Below are 3,087 nucleotides of genomic sequence, written 5' to 3' on the forward strand. Positions count from 1 at the left end.
GGGGCGGGGGCGTCCGGTAACGCGCCGGGCGCGGCGCCTTCCGGTGTGGCGTCTTCCGGGGTGGCGTCCTCCGGGGTGGCGTCCTCCGGGGTCAGGGGCATGGCGGCGGTACCTCCGTGCGGAGCGCCGCGCGGCGCCCGGGCGGGCGGCGCCGGGACCACGCGGCGGACGGATCCGGGTACTCAACCCGGACAGGGCAGGACATACGGCCGTATGCCGCGCATCCTGTCCCTTCCCTCACTCCCGGGTCAAGAGGTACGGATGTGACATGGGCGAACTCGGCCGGTTTCCGCGCCCGTTCGCCCGCCGCACGTCCGGCTCACCGGCCGCCGGATCACCGGCCCGTGGGTCACCGGCCTGCGGATCACCGGCCTCTGGGTGGGCGACCTCACCCGCCCCGCCCGTACCGGGGCACCGCCACCGCGTCGTACGGCGTCGTGGGCGTCGAGGGCTCGGTGAAGCGGGAGTTGGGGAGGTACAGCCGGTCGCCGTGGACGGCCACGGTGGTGGGGATCCGGAACCGCGGGTCGGTGATCCGGGCGAGCCACGTGCCGCGCAGGCCGGCGGCGTCCAGCCGGAAGACGTCGACGGCGTTCTGCACCTGCTGGACGACGTACAGAACGCGGCCGAGGAGCAACGCGCCGTCCCCGTCGGGCAGTTTCCGGCCACCGAGGTCCACGCGGCGGGCGGCGCCGGTGCGCGGGTCGACCCGGAGCAGACTGCCGCCGTCCTGGAACACGTTGACGACGAGCAGGCCCCGGCCGTCGGGCGTGACCGAGATGCCGTTGGAGGTGAAGCCGTCGGCGGGGGCCTCCGCCCAGTCGCCGGTGAGCGGCAGCGAGACCACGTCCTGGGCGGCGGGCAGCTCCCCGCGCGGGCCGAGCGGGATGCCGTGGACCAGGGCCTGCGTCGAGTCGGTGAACCAGGCGGCCCGCTCGGTGAGCACCACGTCGTTGATCACGCTCGCGGGTCTGCCGACCTCGTACACGGCGAGGATCCGGCCGTCCCGGGTGTCGACGACGCGCAGTTGCCGGGTGGCGCCGCCGGCGACGAAGGCCCGGCCCCGGCGGTCGGTCTTGAGCCCGATCGAGCCGAGCTCCATCCGGGTGGGCAGGACGGTCCCCCGGCCGGTGGGCAGGTGCGCCCGGTACAGCGCGCCGCTGCCGAGGGAGCCGAACCAGGCGTACGGGCCGGGGCCGACGGCGATGCCCTCGGGCCGGAAGCCGTCGGGGAGCGGGAAGCGGGTGGGCCAGGGGGCGGATCCCCCGGACTCTCCCCGCCGGCCGGGCTCGCTGGGCTCACCGGACCCACCGGACCCACCGGACCCACCGGACCCACCGGACCCACCGGACCCACCGGCCTCCGTCGGCCGCCCGGCCGCGCCGCCGGCGGGGCCGGGCCGTGCGACGGCGGGCGGCCCCGCGAGCGCCGTCACGGCCCCGGCGGCGCCGGCGGCGAACAGAGTCCTGCGGGTGAAGGAGCGTGCCATGGGTGGATCCCTCCGGAGGGCGGGACGGACGCGTGCGCCCACCCCAGCACAGCGCGGCACACGGCACGCCGCGCGCCTCCCGGTCTTCACAAGCGGAGGCTCCCGCCCATGGGACGCGGCGCCCCGTGGCGGACGCGCACGAGGCGCCCCCCGCGCACGGCGGGGAGCGCCTCGTTCCTACAGCCCTACGGCTCTCCGGCCCTACGGCGGACTCCGACGGACTCCGTCGCTCAGAGGGCGACGCCCAGCAGCGCGTCCACCGTGCGCGACACCAGGCCGGGCGCGCCCTCGTCCGTACCGCCGTCGGCGGCCTGGGCGGCGGCCCAGCGGTCGACGGCGGCCAGGGCGGCCGGGGCGTCGAGGTCGTCGGCGAGGGCCTCGCGGACCTCTTCCAGCAGGGCGTCGGCGGACGGCCCGTCCGGACGGGAGACGGCCGCGCGCCAGCGGGCGAGGCGCTCGACGGCCTCGGTGAGGACGTCGTCCGTCCACTCCCAGTCGGCCCGGTAGTGGTGCGACAGCAGCGCGAGGCGGATCGCGGCCGGGTCCACGCCCTGGCGGCGCAGGGCGGAGACGAAGACGAGGTTGCCCTTGGACTTGGACATCTTCTCGCCGTGGAGCGCCACCATGCCCGCGTGGACGTACGTCTTGGCGAACGGGTGCTCGCCGGTCAGCGCCTGCGCGTGCGAGGCGCCCATCTCGTGGTGCGGGAAGATCAGGTCGGAGCCGCCGCCCTGGACGTCGAAGCCCATGCCGAAGTACTCCAGGGCGATGGCGACGCACTCGATGTGCCAGCCGGGGCGTCCGGGGCCGAGGGAGGCGCCGTCCCAGCTGGGCTCGCCCGGGCGGGCGGCCATCCACAGCATCGGGTCGACGGGGTTCTTCTTGCCCGGCCGGTCCGGGTCGCCGCCGCGCTCGGCGGACAGCAGCCGCATGGCCTCCGCGTCGAGGCCGGAGACCTCGCCGAAGTGGCTGTCGGAAGCGACGGAGAAGTAGATGTCGCCGTCGAGGTCGTAGGCGGCGCCCGCGTCGCGCAGGCGCTCCACCAGCGGAACGATCTTCGGTATCGACTCCACGGCGCCCACGTACTGGCGCGGGGGCAGCAGCCGCAGCGCGGTCATGTCCTCGCGGAACAGGGCGGTCTCGCGCTCGGCGAGGGCCTCCCAGTCGTCGCCGTTGGCGGCGGCCCGCTCCAGCAGGGGGTCGTCGATGTCCGTCACGTTCTGGACGTAGTGGACCTGCCGCTTGGTGTCGAGCCACACGCGCTGCACGAGGTCGAACGCGTTGTAGGTCGCCGCGTGCCCCATGTGGGTGGCGTCGTAGGGCGTGATGCCGCAGACGTAGAGGCGGGCGACGGGGCCGGGGACGAGGGTCACCCGTCCACCGGTCGCGGTGTCGTGGATCCGGAGGTCGCGGCCCTTGCCGGGCAGGGCGGGAACCTCAGAAGCGGGCCAGGCATGCATGCCTTGAGCGTAACCGGATGCGGCTTCCGGATACGAACCGGAGGGGGCGGTTGGCTGAGAAATGGGTCTTGCGCGGGGGCGGGTGGGTGTGCCCCAGTCCCGCCCCTTCGCCGTTTCCCGGGGGCAAGCCCCCCGGAC

Annotated in this window: 2 protein-coding genes; both read right to left on the bottom strand. The window is 75.4% G+C overall.

Annotated elements, in window-relative coordinates:
• Positions 1–388: 388 nt before the first annotated feature.
• Entirely contained in the window at positions 389–1,489 is a 1,101-nt protein-coding gene (locus ACSNOK_RS32035) for an SMP-30/gluconolactonase/LRE family protein (RefSeq protein ID WP_436784300.1), read from the bottom strand.
• A 230-nt stretch (positions 1,490–1,719) separates the two neighbouring features.
• A complete protein-coding gene (mshC, locus tag ACSNOK_RS32040) occupies positions 1,720–2,949 on the bottom strand; it encodes a cysteine--1-D-myo-inosityl 2-amino-2-deoxy-alpha-D-glucopyranoside ligase (protein ID WP_436784301.1) in 1,230 nt (409 codons plus the stop codon).
• Positions 2,950–3,087 lie beyond the last annotated feature (138 nt).

It is taken from the genome of Streptomyces sp. URMC 126, from assembly GCF_051386555.1.
Lineage (GTDB): Bacteria > Actinomycetota > Actinomycetes > Streptomycetales > Streptomycetaceae > Streptomyces.

Coding starts and splice junctions, on each gene's coding strand:
- ACSNOK_RS32035 (WP_436784300.1), bottom strand. CDS start 1,489: ATGGCACGCTCCTTCACCCGCAGGACTCTGTTCGCCGCCGGCGCCGCC.
- mshC (WP_436784301.1), bottom strand. CDS start 2,949: ATGCATGCCTGGCCCGCTTCTGAGGTTCCCGCCCTGCCCGGCAAGGGC.